The sequence below is a fragment of the Pseudomonas sp. NFACC39-1 genome, assembly GCF_900110355.1.
Classification (GTDB): domain Bacteria; phylum Pseudomonadota; class Gammaproteobacteria; order Pseudomonadales; family Pseudomonadaceae; genus Aquipseudomonas; species Aquipseudomonas tehranensis.
The window spans coordinates 340,450-362,301 of sequence record NZ_FODL01000005.1 but is presented as its reverse complement, the minus strand read 5'-3'; the positions used below and the strand labels follow the sequence as shown (position 1 = coordinate 362,301).

General features: G+C 60.3%; 18 protein-coding genes and 2 pseudogenes. 17 read left to right on the top strand and 3 right to left on the bottom strand.

The window, feature by feature from the left end; genetic code table 11:
- Window positions 1-5 precede the first annotated feature (5 nt).
- Window positions 6-254, bottom strand: a complete 249-nt coding sequence (locus BMY45_RS13515; RefSeq protein WP_092398306.1) for a DUF2933 domain-containing protein — start codon at window positions 252-254, stop codon at window positions 6-8.
- Between the two features lie 84 nt (window positions 255-338).
- Window positions 339-698, bottom strand: a complete 360-nt coding sequence (locus BMY45_RS13510; RefSeq protein WP_092398304.1) for a co-regulatory protein PtrA N-terminal domain-containing protein — start codon at window positions 696-698, stop codon at window positions 339-341.
- A 207-nt stretch (window positions 699-905) separates the two neighbouring features.
- Here BMY45_RS13510 and BMY45_RS13505 point away from each other — a divergent pair, with 207 nt between their 5' ends.
- The 14 genes and pseudogenes from BMY45_RS13505 to BMY45_RS13435 all read left to right on the top strand — a co-directional run bounded on the left by BMY45_RS13505 (window position 906) and on the right by BMY45_RS13435 (window position 17,414).
- Window positions 906-1,583: a heavy metal response regulator transcription factor gene (locus BMY45_RS13505; protein WP_092398302.1), complete on the top strand. Its 678-nt coding sequence runs from the start codon at window positions 906-908 to the stop codon at window positions 1,581-1,583.
- A gap of 2 nt (window positions 1,584-1,585) precedes the next feature.
- Window positions 1,586-1,729: pseudogene (locus tag BMY45_RS27565) on the top strand (two-component sensor histidine kinase); the annotation flags it as partial.
- A gap of 260 nt (window positions 1,730-1,989) precedes the next feature.
- The gene (locus tag BMY45_RS13495; RefSeq protein ID WP_143071640.1) at window positions 1,990-2,748 is read left to right on the top strand and encodes a molybdopterin cofactor-binding domain-containing protein; all 759 of its coding nucleotides are present in this window, start codon (window positions 1,990-1,992) and stop codon (window positions 2,746-2,748) included.
- 64 nt (window positions 2,749-2,812) lie between these two features.
- Complete coding sequence (locus BMY45_RS13490) at window positions 2,813-4,042, top strand: alpha/beta hydrolase (RefSeq protein ID WP_256573650.1); 1,230 nt, start codon at window positions 2,813-2,815, stop codon at window positions 4,040-4,042.
- Window positions 4,043-4,170: 128 nt separating this feature from the next.
- Window positions 4,171-5,352, top strand: coding sequence for an efflux RND transporter periplasmic adaptor subunit (locus BMY45_RS13480; protein ID WP_177193347.1), 1,182 nt, complete (start codon window positions 4,171-4,173; stop codon window positions 5,350-5,352).
- On the top strand, window positions 5,352-8,447 hold the full coding sequence (locus BMY45_RS13475; protein WP_092398296.1) for an efflux RND transporter permease subunit: 3,096 nt from the start codon (window positions 5,352-5,354) through the stop codon (window positions 8,445-8,447). Before BMY45_RS13480 ends, BMY45_RS13475 begins: the two co-directional genes overlap by 1 nt.
- Before the next feature lie 297 nt (window positions 8,448-8,744).
- Complete coding sequence (locus BMY45_RS13470; protein ID WP_092398294.1) at window positions 8,745-10,970, top strand: type VI secretion system Vgr family protein; 2,226 nt, start codon at window positions 8,745-8,747, stop codon at window positions 10,968-10,970.
- Window positions 10,971-10,988: 18 nt separating this feature from the next.
- Complete coding sequence (locus BMY45_RS13465) at window positions 10,989-11,435, top strand: DUF6484 domain-containing protein (protein WP_092398292.1); 447 nt, start codon at window positions 10,989-10,991, stop codon at window positions 11,433-11,435.
- 15 nt (window positions 11,436-11,450) lie between these two features.
- Entirely contained in the window at window positions 11,451-12,563 is a 1,113-nt protein-coding gene (locus BMY45_RS13460; RefSeq protein WP_092398290.1) for a DUF2169 family type VI secretion system accessory protein, read from the top strand.
- Window positions 12,560-13,600, top strand: coding sequence for a 3-oxoacyl-ACP synthase (locus tag BMY45_RS13455; protein WP_092398288.1), 1,041 nt, complete (start codon window positions 12,560-12,562; stop codon window positions 13,598-13,600). The genes BMY45_RS13460 and BMY45_RS13455 overlap by 4 nt, the downstream gene beginning before the upstream one ends.
- Window positions 13,600-14,020 (top strand): annotated as a pseudogene (locus BMY45_RS13450) (DUF4150 domain-containing protein); the annotation flags it as partial. The gene BMY45_RS13455 and the pseudogene BMY45_RS13450, both read left to right, overlap by 1 nt.
- A 560-nt stretch (window positions 14,021-14,580) precedes the next feature.
- Window positions 14,581-15,297, top strand: a complete 717-nt coding sequence (locus tag BMY45_RS13445; protein WP_092398286.1) for a hypothetical protein — start codon at window positions 14,581-14,583, stop codon at window positions 15,295-15,297.
- Entirely contained in the window at window positions 15,297-16,559 is a 1,263-nt protein-coding gene (locus BMY45_RS13440; protein ID WP_092398284.1) for a TIGR02270 family protein, read from the top strand. Before BMY45_RS13445 ends, BMY45_RS13440 begins: the two co-directional genes overlap by 1 nt.
- A gap of 75 nt (window positions 16,560-16,634) precedes the next feature.
- Window positions 16,635-17,414, top strand: coding sequence for an SDR family NAD(P)-dependent oxidoreductase (locus tag BMY45_RS13435; protein ID WP_092398282.1), 780 nt, complete (start codon window positions 16,635-16,637; stop codon window positions 17,412-17,414).
- A 42-nt stretch (window positions 17,415-17,456) separates the two neighbouring features.
- Here the strand turns inward: BMY45_RS13435 and BMY45_RS13430 are convergent, their stop codons facing one another.
- Window positions 17,457-18,338 carry a LysR family transcriptional regulator gene (locus BMY45_RS13430; protein ID WP_092398280.1) on the bottom strand — a complete coding sequence of 294 codons (882 nt, stop codon included), beginning with the start codon at window positions 18,336-18,338 and terminating at the stop codon, window positions 17,457-17,459.
- A 152-nt stretch (window positions 18,339-18,490) separates the two neighbouring features.
- Here BMY45_RS13430 and BMY45_RS13425 point away from each other — a divergent pair, with 152 nt between their 5' ends.
- The 3 genes from BMY45_RS13425 (at window position 18,491) to BMY45_RS13415 (ending at window position 21,826) form a co-directional block, all read left to right on the top strand.
- A complete protein-coding gene (locus tag BMY45_RS13425) occupies window positions 18,491-19,705 on the top strand; it encodes an MFS transporter (protein WP_092398278.1) in 1,215 nt (404 codons plus the stop codon).
- Window positions 19,706-19,818: 113 nt separating this feature from the next.
- The gene (locus BMY45_RS13420; protein WP_092398276.1) at window positions 19,819-20,838 is read left to right on the top strand and encodes a LacI family DNA-binding transcriptional regulator; all 1,020 of its coding nucleotides are present in this window, start codon (window positions 19,819-19,821) and stop codon (window positions 20,836-20,838) included.
- Complete coding sequence (locus tag BMY45_RS13415) at window positions 20,822-21,826, top strand: ABC transporter substrate-binding protein (RefSeq protein WP_092398274.1); 1,005 nt, start codon at window positions 20,822-20,824, stop codon at window positions 21,824-21,826. The genes BMY45_RS13420 and BMY45_RS13415 overlap by 17 nt, the downstream gene beginning before the upstream one ends.
- The last annotated feature ends 26 nt before the right edge of the window (window positions 21,827-21,852 follow it).

The following is a 21,852-nucleotide window of genomic DNA, read 5'->3' as shown; positions in this document are numbered from 1 at the left end:
TCGATTTACTTCCTATCCTCGTCCTTGGAAACCGCGGCTCCGCTGGAGTGGGAGTGCCCGCCATGATTGTGGCCAAACAAATGCATCAGCGGGCATAGCAGCAAGATGAGGTATGGCAAAGCCTGCGAAAGATGACCGTAGTGCTCGCGCGCAACATAGAAGATGCCGATTACGGCCAGCATGATCAGTGCGATGCCTATCTTGCTCTTCCAAAAAGCTGGTTCAGTAGTGCCGGTGTCGTGCGTGTGGTCCATGACAATAGCCTCGATTCAATGACCATAAGAGGCGCCGCTAGGCCAAAGGAGCAATCACGGAAGGCCTGGAAGATGGGGGAATCTTTACGGATGGCATTCCTTGTCGGCCATCATCAGCTTGTGCTCGCGACTCATTTGACCCAGCACGTCGTCTACCAACTTGTCGTGCTTCTCCATCCACGCCAGATGCTCTTCGGCGGACATGCCTGGGGCAGGATGTTCGTTGTGCAGCTGGCTCATGATCTCTTCGAGCATGTTCATATGCTCCTTTATGTGCACATGCCGCTCGCCGACCGGGGCCTTCTCCGCTTGGATCAGCACGGCTTCTGCTTTGTCGCGCATCTGCTGGATGCGTTCGAATACACGGTCGCTGCCCCCTTCGGCCCAAGCCATAGAAGACAGCAGTAGCGAACCAACCAGAAGCAAAGGTTTCAGCGATTTCATGGGGCAGTCTCCATCAGTGCAAACTATGACCGGCACCTCTGCTTTTGGTCTATCGAGGGCCGAAAGCACAACCTAGTGCTCATGCTTGCACCCTAGACAAACCACCCTGTCAGTGACCTGAAGTCAGAATTACATTTTCGTAAGCTTCTGGTTGGGGCCGCTGTTTGCCTACAAACTCAGGCCACCCGTTTTTTGGAGTCTGCTCGCATGAAACTACTGGTAGCTGAAGATGAACCCAAAACCGGTGCATATCTGCAGCAAGGCCTCACCGAAGCGGGATTCAATGTCGACCGGGTTATGACAGGTACGGATGCCCTGCAGCACGCGCTGAGCGAGCCCTATGACCTGCTGATCCTGGATGTGATGATGCCGGGGCTGGACGGATGGGAAGTACTGCGCAGGGTGCGCGCAGCCGGAAAAGACATTCCAGTGCTGTTCCTGACCGCACGCGATGGTGTAGAGGATCGCGTTAAAGGGTTGGAACTGGGCGCGGATGACTACCTGATCAAGCCATTTGCTTTCTCAGAGCTTCTGGCCAGGGTCAGAACGCTGCTGCGCAGAGGCAATGGCTCACCCACGCAAACCACCCTGAAAATTGCCGATCTGGAAGTCGATCTGATGAAGCGGCGCGCGGTCCGGGTTGGGAAAAGAATTGACCTGACGGCGAAGGAGTTTTCATTGCTGGAACTGCTACTGCGCCGGCGCGGCGAGGTGCTCCCCAAGTCTCTCATTGCTTCGCAGGTTTGGGATATGAACTTCGACAGCGACACCAACGTGATTGAGGTCGCTGTACGTCGGCTGCGCGCCAAGATCGATGACGATTTCGATCTCAAGCTGATCCATACCGCCCGCGGAATGGGGTACATGATGGATGCGCCGGAGTGAATATGAAGCACCTCTCGCTGACCGCCCGCATGAGCTTGATGTTCATGACCTCGGTGATTGCCGTCCTGACGGTAGCGGGGCTGAGTTTCAACATGCTCAGCCAGCACCACTTCAAGATGCTGGACCGACAGGCCCTGGTGGAAAAGGAGCGGATTCCACTTGAGCCGGTGCCACAGGAACTTCAGCAGCTGGTAGCAGCCATCCGCTCAGAGCGCTATGAGTGACCACACACTGTTCCTGCGCTCAAAGCGTCGTTCTGACCAGCCTCTAGCGACTGACCTTCACATTGAGTGGGATCCGCGTTTGACATGTTCCTGTCAGGTACCCGTCACCCTGACGTCAGCTCCGCCCGCCTAAAGTAACGCCATGACTGGTCTTGCGATGTCAGCTGGAAGGAGAAACGCAAATGAGCCACCCTGATGCCCACGACAGCGCTCTTAATCAATTCACCTGGCCATCGACGCTTGACAGCAATCTGGATAGAAAAGACCTGCTGCTCTGCGTGTTCGCCGAGCAGCGATTCGTGGCCGCGCAGGTCCGAGCCTGCAAGCTGGATCAAAAGGACTACCTGCTGTCCCTGATTGATTCGGCGTCCACGGTGAGCGACGGCACTGGGCCGCCATCAGGTTTCGATGCCAATCGAATGCGCAACGTCATCGCCGAAGCGGCCACCAAGGGGCATTGGGGCAAACCCTCAGGACATGGCCGAGCGCAGGGCATCGCCGCCCACTATGACTCGCAGACCTGCGTGGCAGTCGTGCTCGACGTCGAGGTGAGTGACGAGGGTCACGTGAGCGTTCATGACGTGGTGGTTGTCGCGGACTTGGGGCTTGCAGAAAACCCTGGTCGCCTGCGCTCGCAGCTTAAAGGCGCCTGCCTGATGGGGGTGGCGTTCGTGACGTCCGGTGATAATGGCCCTACCACGGCTAATCCGAGCCCGGTAGATGACAATCGCACCAACTGGCCACTCCTCTCGTTGCTGCCGAGGCAAATCGCGGTGTACCTGATCAATCCCACTCAGACCCTTGAGGCCCGCCAGCCCAGCCAGCCGATTTACGTGCCTGTCGTCCGGGCTTTGTGCAATGGGATTTGCAACGCCGCGGGCGCCCGCGCCATCCACTTACCGTTCAGAAGCCAATTGCTCGAAAGAACGGTATATCGATGACACCGCCTGCGGGGTACATCTTTCGTTTTTGATGGAATATCAACATGGACACACAGGAAAACCGATGAAAGCACTCTACGCGCTCTTGATGATCGGCCTTGCCGGCTGCGCGCGAGCGCCGGTCGAGGCCGCCCCGCCGATGCCGGTCAGCTTCGGCGACTACCGCCTGCAAGCTCTGGCACAGATTGAGCGCAATCGGCAGTTTCAGAATCCCGACCACACTTTGGAACTGGCCTGGAACGCTCCCCGTGAGTGGGTGCCCGCACAGCCCAATGGCAGAGGCGTTCTTCTGGTTCACGGCCTTGGCGATTCGCCCGGCTCGTTCGTAGATATCGCGACACAACTGGCCAGCCAAGGGTATCGGGTACGTACCGTGCTACTGCCCGGACACGGCACGCGGCCGGCCGATATGCTCGACGTTGACATCAATGATTGGCGTCGCACCGTGGAACAACAGGTGACGCTGCTGCGCAAGGATGTCGGCCAGGTCTATCTGGGCGGCTTCTCCACCGGTGCCAACCTGGTTGTGGCTTACGCCATGGACGATCAGTCGATCGCCGGGCTGTTGCTGTTTTCCCCGGCGTTCAAGTCCAATGTTGCGTTTGATTGGGTGTTGCCGTGGCTGGCGAAGGTCAAGCCGTGGCTACGGCAGCCGTCCAGCACCGCCCCGCAGCAGACGTCACTGCGCTACCAGAATGTGCCGACCAATGGCTTCGCCCAGTTTTACCTGAGCAGTACCGCCGTGCGCAGCAAGCTGGCAGCGCAGGCGTTCGACCGCCCGGTCCTGGTGGTCAGTGCGGCCCATGACTCGGTGGTGGATGTGGAGTTTATCCGGGACGCCTTCCATCGACGCTTCCCCAACCCGGCGTCGCGGATGATCTGGTACGGCAACCTCGCCAACGAATTGCGAAGTCCACGCCTGCTGGTGCGCAGCGACCAGATGCCGGCCGAACACATCAGTCAGTTTTCCCATATGGGCGTGCTGTTCTCCCCCGACAATCCGCAATACGGTCGCCAAGGTAACCAGCGCCTGTGCTGGAACGGCCAGAGCGACATGGCGTACCAGCAATGCCAGGCCGGTGGCCCTGTCTGGTATTCGGACTGGGGTTATCGAGAGCCCGGCAAAGTCCACGCACGGCTGACCTACAACCCGTATTTCGCCTGGCAATCCGAGGTGATGGCGCAGGTGCTGGAGGCCGGGGCTCAAGGGCATCCCGGCGCCCCGGGCATTGGCGGTGGCGCTGCAAATGCCAGCGATCGCTTAAATCCTCGGTCCGAACTGGCCATGGATTGATTGCGATATCGAATACCCGGTGTTGATGACGATTCTTTTCATTTACATCGCCTTCAGAGGGGCCGGTGGCTATTCGCTGGACCGTTTCGTTGTTCGTGAACTTTACATTCCGCAGGGAAGTTGTCGTCATGTTGCAATCGAAGATCCCCAATACCTTTTTCAGTGTGTCGCTGACACTTGGCAGCTTGTTGATCATGGGTGGCGCAACCTGGTGGCTGTGGTCGCGAGAGTCGGTGGCTGCTGTGACAACCGCCCCGCCTTCGGTTCCGGTCAGTACAATCGAAATGCGCCACCGCGACGTCCCTGTACTCATCCACGCGATAGGTAATGTGCGCTCTCTGCACAGCGTCGAAATCCGCTCCCAGCTTGACGGCTTTCTGCTGGAATTGCCGGTCAAAGAAGGTCAGGTCGTCAAGCGCGGAGATCTCCTGGCACGTATCGATGATCGCGCCATCATTGCCGCTCTGGAGCACGCCAAGGCACAAACTGCTGTGGCTCAAGCTCAGTTGGCTTCGGCGAGCCTTGATCTCAAGCGTTACCGGGTACTGGCCAAGACCCAGGCTATATCGGCGCAAACCCTCGACCAGCAAGAAGCGATGGTTGCTCAATTGCGCGCAACGGTGCAGAGCCAGCAAGCGACCGTCACCGCCAATCAGGTGCAGTTGTCCCACACCCGGATCCTGTCCCCTACTGATGGTCGGATCGGCATCCGTAACGTTCATGAAGGCAGTTATGTCCGGGCCAGTGACACGCAAGCCTTGTTTTCAGTGGTTCAGCTGGACCCGATCAGCATCGAGGCCGCCCTTCCCCAGGCGCTCCTGCCGCAGTTGCGTACGCTGGTTGCCGACTCAGGGCAAGCGCCGGTGACCCTTCGCGCATACTCGGGCGACGGCGGTGAACTTTTGAGCGAGGGAAGCCTGAGCCTGATCGATAACCGGGTTTCCGACGCCACTGGGACGGTGCGAATCAAAGGCGACTTTGCTAACGTCCACGGACGCCTATGGCCGGATCAATCGGTGGTGATCACGGTGCAGGCCGCGATACTGCGCGAGGCCATGGTGGTGCCGCAGCGTGCTCTGCGACAGGGCGCGCAAAATACATTCGTGTGGCGCGTCAGAGACGGCAAGGCCGCTCCTCAGCCAGTGACGGTCACCTACGCCGACGCTGACATTGCGGTGGTTGAAGGCGTGGAAGCCGGCGACCGGATCGTTGACGACGGCCACTCCCGGCTGCGTCCAGGCACGCAGGTGCATATTCTTGAGGGACGCGATACAGCCCCCTCCTCGGTCGCCAGCGGAAGTGCTTTCTGATGGCCGCTCGCAGTGTCTACGCCTGGTGTATGGATCACCCCATCGGCACTATTTTGTTGAGTTTTGCTCTGGTATTGCTTGGGGTGATCGCCTACCCCCGTTTGTCCATCGCACCGCTGCCGGAAGCCGATTTTCCGACGATCCAGATCACCGCGACACTGCCGGGAGCCAGTGCCCAGACCATGGCCTCCTCGGTAGCGACGCCGCTGGAAGTCGAACTGAGCTCGATACCCGGCATTACCGAGATGACCTCGGCCAGTTCGTTGAGCATGCTGACGCTGACGCTGCAGTTCACGTTGGACAAAAATATCGACGCCGCCGCGCAGGAAGTCCAGGCGGCAATCAATAATGCGTCGGCGCGTTTGCCCAGCGACATGCCTAGCCTGCCGGTATGGCGCAAGGTCAATCCTGCCGACAGTCCGATCCTGATTCTCAGCGCGTACTCCGCTAACTTGTCGCTGATGGAAGTCAGTGACCTGGCCAATACCGTGCTCTCTCGCCAACTCAGTCAACTGGCGGGGGTTGGCCTGATCAACGTAATTGGCGAGCGCCGCCCGGCGATCCGTATCCAGGCCCGTCCCGAGGTTCTCGCCGCTGCCGGCGTGACATTGGCAGACATCCGCACCGCAGTGCAGAGGGCCAGCGTCAATCTGCCCAAGGGAGCTTTGTTCGGTAAACACCGAGTCTCCAATCTGGAAGTCAACGATCAGCTCTTCGAACCCCATGAATATGACAATGTGATTGTCACCTACCGCAACGGCTCGGCGGTGCGGGTACGGGATCTGGCACGCGTCACGCTGGGCTCGGAGGATGACTACACGCAAAGCTGGCCCAATGGCCAATCGGGCGTCGTACTCGTGATCCGGAGACAGCCGGGGGCCAACATCGTCGCCACCGTCGATCGGATTCAGGCAGCCCTCCCCCAACTCAAGGCGTCCTTGCCAGCAGACATGACGGTCGAAGTGTTGAACGACCGGACCCGCACCATCCGCTCCTCCTTGCATGAGGTGGAGTTGACGCTGGGCATCGCGATCGTTCTGGTCATCGGCGTCATGGCTTTGTTCCTGCGACAACTGTCAGCCACGCTGATCGTCACCACTGTGCTGGGGGTATCGTTGGTGTCGACATGCGCGGCGATGTACCTGGCTGGTTTCAGTCTGAACAACCTGACGCTGGTGGCGATTGTCATAGCGGTCGGTTTCATCGTCGATGATGCGATCGTTGTGATCGAAAACATCCATCGACACCTGGAGCTGGGTGCGGACAAACGCACAGCGGCGCTCAAGGGCATCAGTGAAATCGGCTTTACGGTGGTGTCCATCAGTGTGTCGCTGATTGCCGCCTTCATCCCCCTGCTCTTCATGGGCGGGGTGATCGGTCGATTGTTCCGCGAGTTTGCCCTGACCTCCGTGGCCGCCATCATGATTTCGGCAGTGGTCTGCCTGACCCTGGCCCCGACGCTCGCCTCCCTTTTCATGAAGGCGCCCAGCCATCGTGTGAAGTCGGACAAAGACTTCTTCGCCGCTTTGCTGAAGCTCTACGACCGCACATTGACTTGGACCCTGGGTCATCGGCGAATCATGCTAGGCGTGTTTTTTGGAACCGTGGCCCTCAGCGTGGCCAGTTTCATCGTGATTCCCAAAGGCTTCTTTCCGTTGCAGGACACAGCCTTCATCCTAGGATTTACCCAGGCCTCGGCCGACATCCCCTATGAGGAGATGATCGAGAAACACAAACAACTGGAAGCGATTTTCAGCAAGGATCCGGCGGTCATCAGTTATAACCACGCCGTCGGTGGCACCATCACCGACTCGATCGGCAATGGTCGGGTTTGGCTGGTGTTGAACGACCCCGGGGAGCGGGACGAGACGGTCAGTCAGGTCATCGACCGGCTACGCCCGCAACTGGCGCAGGTGCCTGGCATCCAGGTGTTTCTGCGCGCCGTGCAGGACATCAACCTCAGTGCCGGCCAGCCCCGTGCGCAGTATCAATACGTGTTGCGTGCGCAGAGCAGTGCCGAGCTGGCGACCTGGGCCACCGCGCTGACCGATCGGCTGCGGGCCAACCCGCTGTTCCGTGATGCTTCCCATGACTTGCAACTGGATGCCAACATCACCCGTATCACCCTGGATCGCGACGAGGCCGCACGCTATGGCTTCACCGCCCAAGACCTTGACAACGCGCTGTACGATGCGTTCGGGCAACGGCAGATAAGCGAGTACCAGACCGAGGTCAACCAATACCAAGTGATACTCGAGCTGAGCACGGCACAGCGCGGCAATGCCGAAAGCCTCAGTTACTTCCACCTGCGTTCGCCGCTGACCGGGCAGATGGTGCCACTCCTCACGTTTGCGCGGATCGAGCCGCCGGCGAGCGGCCCTGTGGTCATCAACCACAACGGCATGCTGCCGGCCGCCAATCTGTCTTTCAACCTCGCCCCTGGAGTTGCACTCGGGCAGGCGGTGGCGGCACTTCAGGACATCGAACGCGAGATCGGCATGCCGACGTCAATGAACGGCACCTTCCAGGGCTCTGCCCAGGCGTTCCAATCGTCCCTGGCCAGCCAACCGTTTTTGATCCTGGCAGCGTTGGTGGCCGTCTACATCATCCTGGGTGTGCTTTATGAAAGCCTGGTGCATCCACTGACCATCCTTTCAACCCTGCCGTCAGCCTGCATTGGCGCGATTGTGTTGCTGTGGGCCTGGCAATTGGACTTTTCGATCATGGCACTGATCGGCCTGATCCTGCTGATCGGCATCGTCAAGAAAAACGGTATTCTGCTGATCGACTTCGCCATCCACGCGCAGCGCGAACGCCACCTGTCCGCTCGCGACGCCATCCATCAGGCGTGCCTGGCGCGTTTTCGGCCGATTCTCATGACCACGCTGGCCGCCCTGCTCGGTGCCGTGCCCTTGATGATGGCCTTCGGCACGGGTGCCGAGTTGCGCGAACCGCTCGGGGTCGCAATTGTCGGTGGCTTGATGCTCAGCCAGGTGCTGACATTGCTGACGACGCCGGTGGTGTTCGTAACACTCGATCACCTGTGCCACCGGAAAAAAGCCCAGCCTGTCGCCAACCTGGAGCACTCCGTCTGATTTGCAGACCGTCACGCCTTGCCAAGGAAGGCTTCGACACCAGCCGCCCGCCCTCCGGCAGTTGCCCCCCGACACATGTGCTATTGTCAGAGAGACGGATCTAATCGTACGTCTGCTCTGACTCAGTGCAGATCGCAGGGCCGATATGGAGATCACCTCTGTGGTGAATGTACACCGATTGTTCGACACAAGATTGTTCGACACAACGCCCCCTGCTCCCCCCTATGGCGACGACCTTGAGTACGCCGTCTTCCTTACGGCCCACTGACGCCCGAACACGAGCCAAGGAAGCCGTCGATGGCAATCACTCAAAACAACCGTTTGGTACAGGTCGACAGCCCCCTCGGCGGCGATGTCCTGGTGCTGCAGAGCATGGATGGCAGCGAAGAGTTGGGGCGGTTGTTTCACTACGAACTGGACCTTACCTCCGAAGACCGGGCGATCAAGTTCGATCAATTGCTGGGCAAGCCGATGGGGCTGACCCTGGAGTTGTACAACGGAGGCAAACGCTATTTCCACGGCATTATCAGCAGCTGCCGGCAACTGACCGGCCACGGCCAGTTCGCGGGTTATCGGGTCAGTCTGCGACCGTGGTTCTGGCTGCTCACGCGGACCTCGGACTGTCGGATTTTCCAGAACAAGACCGTGCCGGACATCATCAAGCAGGTGTTTCGCGACCTCGGTTTTTCTGATTTTGAAGACAGTCTCAGCGCCAGCTACCGTGAGTGGGAATATTGCGTTCAGTACCGCGAAAGCAGCTTCGATTTCGTCAGCCGGCTGATGGAACAGGAAGGCATCTATTACTACTTCCGCCATGAAAAGGAGCGTCATGTTCTGGTGCTGGCCGACGCCTATGGCGCTCACTCCACGCCGGCGGACTACGACGCTGTCCCCTTCTATCCACCCGATCGGCAAATGCGCGAGCGCGATCATTTCTATGACTGGCAACTGGCACGGGAAGTCCAGCCTGGTTCGCTGGCGCTGAACGACTATGACTTCCTGCGCCCGCGCGCCAGCCTTGAAGTGCGCTCCAGTGTGGTACGCAACCACAGCAACGCTGACCACCCGCTTTATGACTACCCAGGCGAGTACCTGCAGAGCAACGATGGCGATCACTACGCGCGTACCCGCATCGAAGCCATTCACAGCCAGTTCGAGCGCGTGCAGTTGCGCGGCCGAGCCCGCGGGCTGGGCTCCGGTCATTTGTTCACGCTGACGGGTTATGACCGTGCGGACCAGAATCGCGAATACCTGGTGGTGGTCGCGCGCTATCAGATCCGTCAGGAAGTCTATGAAAGCGGGCAGTCAGACTCAGCTGAACAGTTCGTCAGCGAGCTGGACTGCATGGATGCCAGCCAGGCCTTCCGCCCTCTCCCTCTGACGCCCATGCCCATTGTCCGTGGGCCGCAGACCGCCGTGGTGGTTGGCCCCAGTGGCGAGGAGATCTGGACCGACCAGTATGGCCGGGTCAAGGTGCATTTCCACTGGGATCGCCATGACCAATCCAACGAAAACAGTTCCTGCTGGATTCGCGTGTCCCAAGCCTGGGCTGGCAAGAACTGGGGGGCGGTACAGATCCCGCGGATCGGTCAGGAAGTGATCGTCAGCTTCCTGGAAGGCGACCCGGACCGGCCGATCATCACCGGTCGCGTCTACAACGCCGAACAGACCGTGCCCTACAAGCTGCCGGCCAATGCCACTCAGAGTGGCGTGAAAAGTCGCTCAAGCAAGGACGGCTCACAGGCCAACTTCAATGAGATCCGCATGGAGGACAAGAAAGGCGCGGAGCAACTGTTTATCCACGCCGAGAAGAATCAGGACATCGAAGTCGAGAATGACGAGACCCATTGGGTCGGCCATGACCGCAGCAAGACCATCGACAACGACGAAACCGTGCACGTCAAACACGACCGCACAGAGACGGTGGACAACAACGAAACCATCAAAATCGGCGTCGACCGCAAGGAAACCGTCGGCAACAACGAAACCATCTCCATCGGCGTGAACCGCACCGAAGATGTGGGCAGCGACGAGAAAATCACCATCGGCGCCAACCGCACCGAAAACGTGCGCAACAACGAGACCATCACCATCGGCGCGGACCGCACGGAAAAGGTCGGTGCCAACGAAAATATCACCATCGTCAGCAACCGCACCGAAGACGTGGGCGGTAACGAGACCATCGGCATCACCGGCAACCGCAACGAAACGGTCAAAGGCAACGAAGGGATCGAGATCAACGGCAACCAGAGTACCCAGATCGGCCAGAACGAATCCCGCGACGTCGCCCGTAACCGCACCACCAACATCAAGCAGAACGACAGCCTGGACGTTGGCAAGAACTTTGTCCTCAACGCCGGCGACTCCATCAGCCTGACCACGGGCGATGCGAGCATCACTTTGAAAAAAGACGGCACCATCATGATTCGTGGCAAGAACATCACCATCGACGGCTCCGGCGCCATCAACGTCAAGGCCAACAGGAACGTGGTGATCAAGGGACAGAAGATTTTGCAGAACTAGAACAATGGAGATATCTCTATGACGGTTCAACAGCCCCTCCCCACCCAGGCCCGCATAGACACAGTCGTCATCGGCACCCTGCTCGATCTGCCGGACGCCAGCGCGCCCAAGGTCACTTACCCAGGTTGCGCGAACAGCAGTGGCATCGTTGCACGTAACACTGCGTTGCTAAGCCCTGGGGACATCGGTTGTCAGGTGGCGTTGATGTTCGAAGGAGGCGACCCGGCCCGTCCGCTGGTGATCGGTCTTCTGCTCGGCGCGCCGGTCTCACCAGCGCCCTTCGCCAGCGTGCGCCTGGATGAGCAACGTATTGAACTGAGCGCCGAGCGCGAGATCGTCCTGCGTTGCGGCAAAGCCAGCATCACCCTGACCCGCGCGGGCAAAGTGATCATCCAGGGCGCCTACCTGTCCAGCCGTTCCAGCGGGGTCAACCGCATAAAGGGTGGTTCGGTGCAGATCAACTAGACAGGTCAGCGGCCTATGGAACTGCTCAACGCCAGCAAACTGCTTGCTGCCTATACCCTGGGCCTGGGGTCCGATGGTCGCGAATCCTTGGTCGTGGTGGCCAAAGGCACGTTCAGTCTACCGCTGGACGGCCGCGCCGCGACCCTCGCAGAGACCCAGCAACCGCTGCTGATGGCCGACACCTTCCTCGGCGAGCCTGGTCTGAGCCCCCCGTTGCAGGAAATGGATTTCGCCCCGGTCAAACCATGCTGCGATGTGCTGGTGTGTGGCAAGGCCTATGCACCCGGTGGACGGCCGGTGACGCAGCTGGCCGCCGGCATTCGCGTCGGTCGGGTGAGCAAGGCTTTTTCCGTCCTCGGCCCCCGACAATGGCAACAAGGGCTCCTGGGCGTCTCTCCCGGCTTGCCGCAACCTTTTACCGAACAAAGCATCTCCTACGCCCAGGCCTATGGTGGCTCACATCCCGTGGCGAATGCACCGCAAATACGTGACTGCTACCCGGATAACCCAAACGGTTGCGGCTGGTACTCACGCCGCATTAATAGCTCCAACATCGTCGGCATGCCCATGCCGAACACCGAGGAACTGGGCAAGCCGATAGACAGCCCCTTTGGCGACTTCCGCCCCATGGCCCTCGGCCCACTCGGGCGTAGCTGGCCGCAACGTGTCCGCTACGCCGGTACTTATGACGATGCCTGGCTGGCCGACTGCTTTCCGTTTTTGCCAGGGGATTTCGACAACCGCTATTTTCAGGCAACGCCTGAGGATCAGCAGCTCGATTACTTGCGCGGCGGCGAAGAGGTGCTGCTGCTAAACCTCACCGCCCAGGAGCGCGCTGGCTTTCGCATTCCCAAAATGGACGTTCCGGTGACCTTTTTCCTGAAAAAAGGCGGTCATGAGACGGTGCACGCGGTGATCGATACTCTGTTGATCGACACAGACGCTCGCCAGGTGCAGTTGACCTGGCGTGTCTCTCGTGCGCTTCGACGCAACATGTTCGAGATTGCCCAAGTGCTGGTCGGCACTGTGTCCACGGGCTGGTGGCGCGCCCGTGAGCTGGGCAAGGAGTATTACCCGTCGCTCGGTGCGCTGGTCAACGCCACGCGTGCCCCCGAGGAAACGCCGTGATGAGCGCTCTTTGGATCATTGGCTCCGGCATGGTCAGCGCTGTCGGCCTCAGCGCACCGGCAAGCTGCGCGGCGATCCGCTGCGCCATCGACAACTTTCAGGAAACCCGCTTTATCGACAGCAGCGGCGAATGGCTGATCGCCGCCAGCGTGCCCTTGGAACAACCGTGGCTCGACCGCACCAAGCTGATCAAGATGGCCAGCCGAGCAATCGCCGAGGCACTGCAGAGCCCCCCCGGGGTCGATCCACACAAAACGCCGCTGTTGCTGGGTGTCGCGGAAGCCGAGCGCCCCGGCCGCCTCGCCGGTCTCGATCAGGGGTTGCTGCACGCCATCGAAGCCGAGCTGGGCCTGCGTTTTCATCCCGATTCTTCCATCATCGCCCGTGGCCGGGTCAGTGCCGCCGTGGCCCTGCTCAATGCACGCACGCTGATTCATCAGGGCGGCCATCGCCACGTGCTGATTGCCGGCGTCGACTCGTTTATTGAGGGAGCGACCCTGGCCGCCTTCGAAGAACGCGAACGCCTGCTCACCAGTCAGAACTCCAACGGTTTTATTCCCGGCGAGGGGGCCGCCGCCGTGGTGATCGCCGCCCCCTTTGCCAGCGATCAGCCGCAATTGGCCTGCATCGGCCTGGGTTTTGGCATGGAGCCAGCCACGGTGGAGGCCGAAGATATCCCGTTGCGCGCTGAAGGCCTGACCCAGGCCATACGCGCTGCGCTGAACGAAGCGGGCTGCGGGTTGGAGCAGATGGATTATCGTCTGACTGATATTTGCGGCGAACAGTACTACTTCAAGGAAGCCTCTCTGGCCCTGAGCCGCAGCCTGCGGGTACGCAAAGAGTTCTTCCATCTCTGGCATCCGGCCGACTGCATCGGCGAAGTTGGCGCCGCCATCGGCCCGGTGATACTCGCCGTGGCACTGGCCGCCTGTCGCAAGGGCTATGGCGAAGGGCCGAACATCTTCTGCCACCTGGGCAACGACGCCGGCCAGCGCGCGGTCGCGCTACTCAGTTATCAGACCGCGAGGGCTGCCTGATGGCCAATGAGGTTTTTGCCAACAATCGGGAGATTTCCTGCAAGGCGGGGGACGGAGTATCGATCGCCAGGTTTCCGGATGTCTGCTTCACCCCACCTCAAGCGCCGCCTACCCCGCTGGGTGTACCCATCCCCTATCCGAATACCGGTTATGCAAAAGACACGTCGCGCGGCAGCCGAACGGTCAGGATCAGTGGCAAAGAAGTCATGCTCAAAGACCAGAGCTACTTCAAAACCAGCACCGGCGACGAGGCCGGCAACGCGCCCAAGAAAGGTATAGTCACCAGCAAGATCAAGGGTAAGGTGTATTTCGTTTCATGGTCGATGGACGTCAAGTTCGAGGGGCAGAACGTCGACCGGCACCTGGACCTGACCACACACAATCATGCGTCGATGCCAGCGCAGACGCCCCCGGGCCCGACCACTGACGGCGTCGCCCAGGATTCGTCCTGCCCTCATACCAACCTCAAGCGTGACCCACCCAAGGACGAACACGAGATCAACCAGCAGGTGCGCATCAGTCGACAGAAAAAATTGCAGCAGCGCAGGGAGCAAAAGCTGGATCGAATGGTGGACAAGGCCAACAAGGCCAATAGCCCCAGTGAGAAGCAGGAGCTGTTCGAGGCGGCGCTGAAATACGACACCCTGATCAAGGGTGAGCGCTTCGAGGTAAAAGTGGCTGAGCAGACCCAAGCGAAGGAGGTGGCGGTAAAAATAACCTGCCGGGACTGCGGCCTGGTGATCCAGGAGTTCGACGTGGTGACGCGTGAGGGTGTGGTCAAGGAGTGCAAGGCGAGCTGGGGCCAGGTCGGGCTCTCACAGTTCAAGCGGGAAGAACAGTTGGCACAGCGACCGGATGTGTTTGGCCCGGGAACCGTCGTGCACGTCGCCGTCCCGAAAGGCCAGCGGAGTAACCTGGAAAAAAAGTTCGGGAAGGAAAACAAGCCACACATGTCGGGAAAGATTCAGGAGCACTAGCGTATGGCGTTTTCGTATCCGATATCGATCCACTTCCCTTCGCTACCTCAGGACAGTCTGAGAGGGAAGTTGCTGGCCGTGATCACTGCGTTGAAGACCCGACACATCATGGCCGCGAAATTGCCGGACTGTGTGTCAGAGTTGGTGGTAGACCCTGTTTCCGGCGAGTGGCTCGATACTGCCTCGATCGCGACCGACTGTGTGTCTCTGGAACAATGTCTGCAGCGGTATCGCTGGCTGAGCCTGGAGGTAGAGCTCAGGCTCGGACAGGGACGGTATTTCGCGACGCTGTGCAGTTTTCCGGATGGCGAAGGAACGGATCGCGGCGGGCTCCAGTTCAATTTCAGCGACCGTGCGTTTCCGGCAATCTTTGAGTTCGAGGACGGTACGGACGGTCAGTTCGATGCCGAGGTCAAGCGCGACTTCCTGGCCGTGTGCATGACGGTCGTGCGGCAGGTGGATGCCGAAGCATTCATCCTGCTTGCGGATCAGGGCAAGTTTCACAGCGTCTCGCTGGATGAAATCATGCAGCGCCTCACCGCGCCGCAAATGAGTCTTCACGGACGCAGACCGGGATCGATCACCGGGGTGCGCGAGCGCTATTTGTCCGCGCAACGGATGCGTGAGCTGTGGGAATTGCCCGAAGATGATCCGCGCTGTTTCAATGCGGCCGGCTATACCGTGCTGGACATGATCCAGCGGTTCGTGTGGAAGGATTGATGGACGGCGTGGTGGCTCAGACGGTCGCCCTTCACGCCGAGGAAGTCTCTTTTCTCAGCATGCTTCGCGGCTACGCCGTACGCGCCTCGCACTACGACCTGCAAGAGCTGCGCAAACTCGACCTGCGCATCGAGGCGCACATCGACGGCCTGGCCATCGCTGGCCAGGCGGGCTACGACACCTTGCTGGCCCAGATTGGACCAGACGCTGTCGGCGAGATGTTTGCCTGCGTGGTGCTGGCCTTCGAGTCGGCCGATGGGAAAATGTTGTCGTGCCTTAGCGAACACTTACGACAGGCGCCGGAAACAGAACGCGGTTATTTGATGGCCTTGGGGTGGCTCGACTGGGAGCGGGTATCGCCCTGGATCGACCGTATGCTTGCCTCTCCCTCCCCACAGTTCCGCCACCTCGGTCTGGCCGCCTGCGGCATGCATCGCCACGACCCTGGCGCCGCCCTGCTTGCCGGACTTTCCGATACCGACCCCAGCGTGCTGGCACGGGCGACCCGTACGGCCGGCGAACTGCGCCGGCGTGACCTGCTGCCGACGATTCGTACCCATCGTCTGCATGAGAATGCGGCCACGCGCTTCTGGGCCAACTGGGCCACCGCACAGATGGGCGACGCGCAAGCCCTGGAGCCATTGCGACAGTTTGCCGAACAACCGGGCGAGTTCCAGTACCGCGCGCTCTGCGTATTGATCGCCTGGCAGGAACGCGAACCCAGCATCGCCTGGATACGCCAGTTGGTCCAGGATCCCCGGGATCGGCGTATCGGCATCCAAGCCCTTGGGCTGCTGGGCGATCCGGTCTGTGTACCGTGGTTGATCCAGCAGATGAGCGACCTGCCCTATGCCCGGGTCGCCGGTGAAGCCTTCAGTCTGATCACCGGCGCTGACCTGGCGTTGCTCGATCTGGAACTGCAGAACCTGCCCGATTTCGACGCAGGCCCGAACGATGACCCGCAAGACACCAACGTGGCGATGGACCCTGACGAAAATCTACCCTGGCCCGACCCGCAGTCAATCACCGCTTGGTGGCAGGCCCATGGCGGCGATTTCCAGGCGGGCGTCGGTTATGTGCTGGGACACATGCAGAGCGAAGGCAGTTTTCGGCACGCCCTTGCCCAGGGCCAGCAACGCCAGCGCATCGCCGCCGCCTGCGGCATCGCCCGTTATCGACCAACCGAAGTGCTTTTCCCCACGAGTGCACCGGCTTGGCGGCAAAAGCAGTTGTTGGGGAGGACGGGGGTGTTCGGGCGTTGATCAGGGTGTTTATATAGCTCAAACGCAACTCAGGCTCCGACACCTGATCATTACTTACACCCCTCTGGAGGCTCCATGCCAAACGCAACCGGACAGAACCCTGTCGCCCTTGTCAGTGGGGTTGGAAGTGAGATTGGGATCGGCATGGCCATCGCGCGCAGGCTGGGTACTGCAGGTGCCAGACTGATCGTCACCGCCAGCAGTGCGCGAATCAATGATCGAGTCGCAGAACTGCGTGCCGAAGGATTCGAAGTTCAAGGGCGGGCCGTCGATCTTACCGATGAGCATCAGGTGCGTGAGTTTATTCTATGGGCAGAGTCTCTCTGGGGGCAGATCGATATTCTGGTCAACAACGCGGGCATGGCCATGCAAGGAAGCCCGGAGTTTTTTTCCGACTTGGAAACCATGGATCTGCATACCTGGAACCTTACACTGGCGCGAAATCTGACCACGGCTTTTCTGCTTACACAGGGCGTTCTGTCCGGCATGCGGGCGCGTCATTACGGGCGCATCGTAAACATCAGTTCCACTACCGGCACCCGCTGCAGTAACCCCGGTGAAGCGGCTTACAGCGCCGCAAAGGCGGCGATGGTTGGAATGAGCATGAGCCTGGCGCTTGAAGTCGCCCAGCAAGGGATCACCGTAAACAGCGTCGCTCCCGGCTGGATCACCACAGGGTCGACCACTGCCGAGGAAGCCAAGGCGGCCGGTTACACACCGATGGGCCGGGCCGGACGTCCCGAAGAGGTGGCCGCAGTGGTTGCTTTCCTTGCGTCCTCAGAGGCGAGCTACCTCACTGGCGAAGTCATCGTGGTGGATGGCGGAAACTGTTTGGTCGAGAACAAAGCCCCTTGAGCTGAACAGGCTCCCGCAGGGTTGGGACATATCGCCAGAGAGTCACTTGAACAATTCGCTGCTCATGAAATCAATGAACACCCGCAGTTTCGGCGCCAGGTGCTTGCTTGAAGGCCAGAGCATGCGGAAGGTGCTCTGATGCCGATTGAACTCGTCGAGGACGGTAACCAGCTCACCGGCGGCGATGGCAGCGCGCACGGTGAAATCCGGCACGCAGGCAATCCCCAATGCATCGCGCACGACGTACAGCAACGCCTCGGTGGTGTTGCAGACCAGGGTGGCCGGCAGGTTGAGATCGGACTGCCCTTCCCCGTTCACCGGCCAGACCTGCAGCCTGCCCGTGCTGGGGAATTTGTACAGCAGGCAGGCATGGCGCAGCAGATCCGCCGGCACCTGCGGTGTGCCGTGTTCGGCGAAGTATCGGGGCGAACCGACCACGACGAGCTTGAACGCGCCTAACGGGCGGGACATCAGCCGGGAGTCGTTTGGCTCTCCGGTCCGAATAACGGCATCAAAACCTTCCTCAATGATGTCCACCAGCCTGTCGGAGAAATCCAGGTCCAATTCGATACTGGGGTAGCGGCGCATGAAGGCCATCAGCGTCGGCATGACCAAATCTGCAACCAGGGGCAAGCTCACGCGCAGTTTGCCCCGCGGCGCTTTGCGGGTTTCCGACAGTTCCAGTTCGGCCGCTTCGATTTCGCAGAGAATGCGTCGGCAACGTTCGAGGAAAAGCGTCCCTTCTGCCGTCAGCGTGATACTGCGCGTGCTGCGATGAAACAGCCGCACACCCAGTCTTTCCTCGAGCCGGGCCACGCTTTTGCCCACCGCCGAAGACGAAATGCCAAGCGCCCTGCCCGCCTCTGAAAAGCTGCGGGTTTCGGCCGCGCGAACAAAAAAATCAATCCCGCTCAGTGATTCCACGCCAGGCTCCCATTGCGGACATTTTTTCCGATGTGTTGCGCACTCTAGCATTCTTGTCTCGCCAAAGAGCGACACTTACCGTAGTGGACACCTATCAATCTGCGCTTGACGCCGCTATCCGGCGGGTCAGAGGCGCACCAAGCAGGTGACACATGACGATTGCCAATACCCATATCGACGACGATGCCGAGGTCGTTCAACACGCTGCGCCGCTCCCCATCGGATCACTGTTCGCCCTCGCGCTGGCGGCGTTCGTGACCATTCTCACCGAAGCCTTGCCCGCCGGCCTTCTCTCACAGATCAGCGAAGGGCTGGCGATCTCCGAAGCCCTCGCCGGCCAGTTGGTCACGGTCTATGCGATAGGTTCCTTGCTGGCGGCCATTCCCTTGACGGCCGCGACCCAAGGCATGCGGCGCCGGTCGCTGTTGCTGCTGGCCATCGCCGGTTTTGCCGTTGCCAATACGGTCACGACGCTTTCGTCCCATTATGGCTTGACGATCGTTGCCCGCTTGCTGGGTGGCGTATCGGCCGGGCTGCTCTGGGCCTTGTTGGCCGGTTATGCCGCCCGCATGGTGCCCGAGAGCCAGAAAGGTCGGGCGATTGCAATTGCCATGGTTGGCGCACCCTTGGCGTTATCCCTGGGCGTACCGGCCGGCACCTTGCTCGGTAATTTGATCGGGTGGCGGATGAGCTTCGCCATCATGAGTTTGTTCGCCGTCGCCTTGATGGTCTGGGTGAGACTCAAAGTGCCTGACTTTCCCGGGCAAACCACCGACAAACGCGTTGCCTTGCGCCACGTCTTCACCCTGCCAGGCGTTCGCTCGGTGCTGTTTGTGGTGTTGGCCTTTGTCTTGGCGCACAACATTCTCTTTACCTATATCGCGCCGTTCCTGATGGCGGCGGGCCTGGGCGAGCGGATCGACCTGGTGCTGCTGGTCTTCGGGGTCGCCTCGTTGCTGGGCATCTGGGTCGTCGGCGTGTTGATTGATCGCCATCTACGGGTATTGACCCTTGCCAGCACGGCACTGTTCGCCATCTCGGCCCTGACACTGGCCGCCATGAGCGACAGCCCTGCTGCGATCTACATCGCAACGGCGGCCTGGGGAGTCGCTTTTGGCGGGGCCGGCACGTTGTTCCAAACGGCAATCGCCAAGACGGCCGGAGACGCGGCCGATCTCGCCCAGTCGATGCTGGTCACGGCCTGGAACGTCGCCATTGCCGGCGGCGGGATCGTGGGGGGCATCCTGCTCGATCATCTGGGTGTCGTTGCGTTTGCGCCTGTGCTGGTCGCGCTCTTGCTGCTGACGTTGGCAGTGGTGTGGTCCGCCAGGCAGTACGGGTTTACAACAAGCATGCGCCCCGGATAGCTCTCAACGATAGATATCAGCAACTGACATCAAATCGTCATCACTGCGTCGCCGAAACGCCATACACCCTGAGTAATGTCCTCGCCAATGAGATCGATCTCAAGCGAGTGACAATGACTGATTTGAAAGAAGTTGCACGGCTGGCAGGGGTTTCGCGGGCGACCGCGGCGCGAGCCTTTGCCTCCCCTGAAGTGGTGCGTCCGACCACCCGGGAACAGGTCTTCGCCGCAGCGCGCCAGCTGGGTTTTCGGCCCAATCGTCTCGGCCGGCAACTGCGCCTGCAGGTGACCAAGCTGATCGGTGTCGTGGTGCCCAACCTGCTCAATCCGGTGTTCGCCGAGCAGTTTCAGGCGATGGAGCGCGCTGCGCGTGCCCACGGATATAACCTGTTGTTAGCAACCACCGATTACAACAGCGAGCGCGAAAGCGCAGTGGTTGAGGAGTTGTTACGTCAGCGTGTCGACGGGTTGGTCCTCACGGTGACCGATGCCGAGAGCAACCGGGTGCTGCAAAGCCTGGACAGTGAGGACACGCCCTTTGTGCTGGCTTATCACCAGCCGGGTAATCCGGATTACAGCGCGGTGTCGGTGGACAACCGCGCAGGCATGGCGCTCGCCACCCGTTATCTGCTGGAGGCTGGACACACTCGAATCGGCATGGTCGCCGGCCCTGCCCTGCAGTCCGACCGTGCTCGCCTGCGTTATGCCGGTTATTGCGAGGCAATGCGTGGAGCCGGTCTCGCCAGCCTGCCGGTGATTGAAATGCCCGCCCATACCCAGGCTGACTTCGCCGCCATCGAGCCGTTATTGCATGGCCCCCAGGCGCTCAGTGCACTGGTCTGTTCCAACGATTTGCTGGCCATCAGCTTGATCGCCGAACTGCGCCGCAACGGCTGGCAAGTGCCCCGGCAACTCTCGGTCATTGGCTTTGACGGCATCGCCCTCGGCACCCAAATGCACCCGACGCTGTGCAGCGTTGTTCAGCCCATCGAGGCACTGGCCTGCACCGTGATTGATCAATTGTTGGCGCAGATCGCTGGCGCCACCCCGGTTTCCCATTGCCTGCCTTGTCATATCCGGCCGGGCGAAAGCACTCAACCCTACGAGGAGACGCTTGATGATCCACTTGCGTAAAACCCTGGCGACACTGCTGTTATGCGGCGCGGCCAGCCTGGCCCAGGCCGGCGAAACGGCCATTTGCTACAACTGTCCACCCGAATGGGCCGACTGGGGCACGCAGCTCAAGGCGATTGCCGATACCACTGGCGTGCAGGTTCCACTGGACAACAAGAACTCCGGACAGTCATTGGCGCAACTGGTCGCCGAGAAGGCCGCACCGGTGGCGGACGTGGTGTATTACGGCGTGACGTTCGGTTTGCAGGCGCAAAAAGCCGGGGTGGTCGGCACGTACAAACCCAAGGGTTGGGAGCAGATCCCGGCGGGTTTGAAGGATCCCAAGGGGCATTGGTTTGCCATTCACTCCGGCACCCTGGGCATCATGGTCAACGTCGATGCGCTGGGCGGCCTGCCCGTGCCGCAAAGCTGGGCCGACCTGCTCAAGCCTGAGTACAAAGGCATGGTTGGCTACCTTGACCCGTCCAGTGCTTTTGTCGGTTACGTCTCGGCGGTAGCGATCAACCAGGCCATGGGCGGCAATCTGGATAACTTCGCTCCAGCCATCGACTACTTCAAAAAGCTGGCGAAAAACTCGCCGATCGTGCCCAAGCAAACGGCTTATGCGCGGGTGCTGTCCGGTGAGTTGCCGATTCTGGTGGACTACGACTTCAACGCCTATCGGGCTCGTTACAAAGACAAGGCCAACGTTGCCTTTGTGATTCCCAAGGAAGGCAGCATCAGCGTGCCTTACGTGATGAGCATTGTCGACAACGCCCCCCATCGGGCCAACGCCGAGAAGGTCCTGGATTTTGTTTTGTCCGAGCAAGGCCAGGCGCTCTGGGCGAAGGCGTACCTGCGGCCGGTGCGGGCAATGAAAATGCCGGCCGACGTCGCCGCGCAGTTCTTGCCCGACAGCGATTACGCCCGGGCCGGCGTGGTCAACTACGAGCAGATGGCCGCGGCGCAGGAAGCCTTTTCCGCACGTTATCTGAGCGAGGTCAAGTAAGTGACCGTCTCGGCAGTAAAAGCCCG

Coding starts and splice junctions, on each gene's coding strand:
- BMY45_RS13480 (WP_177193347.1), top strand. CDS start 4,171: ATGTTGCAATCGAAGATCCCCAATACCTTTTTCAGTGTGTCGCTGACA.
- BMY45_RS13510 (WP_092398304.1), bottom strand. CDS start 698: ATGAAATCGCTGAAACCTTTGCTTCTGGTTGGTTCGCTACTGCTGTCT.
- BMY45_RS13470 (WP_092398294.1), top strand. CDS start 8,745: ATGGCAATCACTCAAAACAACCGTTTGGTACAGGTCGACAGCCCCCTC.
- BMY45_RS13425 (WP_092398278.1), top strand. CDS start 18,491: ATGACGATTGCCAATACCCATATCGACGACGATGCCGAGGTCGTTCAA.
- BMY45_RS13445 (WP_092398286.1), top strand. CDS start 14,581: ATGGCGTTTTCGTATCCGATATCGATCCACTTCCCTTCGCTACCTCAG.
- BMY45_RS13495 (WP_143071640.1), top strand. CDS start 1,990: ATGAGCCACCCTGATGCCCACGACAGCGCTCTTAATCAATTCACCTGG.
- BMY45_RS13420 (WP_092398276.1), top strand. CDS start 19,819: ATGACTGATTTGAAAGAAGTTGCACGGCTGGCAGGGGTTTCGCGGGCG.
- BMY45_RS13475 (WP_092398296.1), top strand. CDS start 5,352: ATGGCCGCTCGCAGTGTCTACGCCTGGTGTATGGATCACCCCATCGGC.
- BMY45_RS13515 (WP_092398306.1), bottom strand. CDS start 254: ATGGACCACACGCACGACACCGGCACTACTGAACCAGCTTTTTGGAAG.
- BMY45_RS13415 (WP_092398274.1), top strand. CDS start 20,822: ATGATCCACTTGCGTAAAACCCTGGCGACACTGCTGTTATGCGGCGCG.
- BMY45_RS13435 (WP_092398282.1), top strand. CDS start 16,635: ATGCCAAACGCAACCGGACAGAACCCTGTCGCCCTTGTCAGTGGGGTT.
- BMY45_RS13465 (WP_092398292.1), top strand. CDS start 10,989: ATGACGGTTCAACAGCCCCTCCCCACCCAGGCCCGCATAGACACAGTC.
- BMY45_RS13505 (WP_092398302.1), top strand. CDS start 906: ATGAAACTACTGGTAGCTGAAGATGAACCCAAAACCGGTGCATATCTG.
- BMY45_RS13460 (WP_092398290.1), top strand. CDS start 11,451: ATGGAACTGCTCAACGCCAGCAAACTGCTTGCTGCCTATACCCTGGGC.
- BMY45_RS13490 (WP_256573650.1), top strand. CDS start 2,813: ATGAAAGCACTCTACGCGCTCTTGATGATCGGCCTTGCCGGCTGCGCG.
- BMY45_RS13440 (WP_092398284.1), top strand. CDS start 15,297: ATGGACGGCGTGGTGGCTCAGACGGTCGCCCTTCACGCCGAGGAAGTC.